This window comes from Sphingobium soli, assembly GCF_020782245.1.
Classification (GTDB): Bacteria; Pseudomonadota; Alphaproteobacteria; order Sphingomonadales; family Sphingomonadaceae; genus Sphingobium; species Sphingobium soli.
The window spans coordinates 1-239 of the sequence record NZ_JAJGNP010000060.1 but is presented as its reverse complement, the minus strand read 5'-3'; the positions used below and the strand labels follow the sequence as shown (position 1 = coordinate 239).

The window sequence follows — 239 nt, the reverse complement described above, 5'->3', positions numbered from 1 at the left end:
GAGCAGAAGGCGCTGGCGTTGCGCGCTGCGCTTGATCCGGTCTGGGCCGCGCAGCAGCGGTTCAACATGGAGATGGCAGAGGCCCGCACGCTCATTTCAGCAGGCGCCATTTCCCTGGACGAGTATGTCGCCAAGCTGCGGATGGAGCAGGCGGCGCTGGATGCCGTCCAGACTGTCCAGGTGCGGGCGACCGCCACCAGCGGCGCGATGCGCGCCGGCATGCAACAGCTGGGGTTCCA

The 239-nt window shown here is 67.8% G+C and carries 1 protein-coding gene; it reads left to right on the top strand.

Features of this window, described 5'->3' with window-relative positions:
- Nucleotides 1–18: 18 nt before the first annotated feature.
- A partial coding sequence (locus LL253_RS20065; protein WP_228228210.1) for a hypothetical protein occupies nt 19–239 on the top strand: 221 nt, incomplete at its 3' end.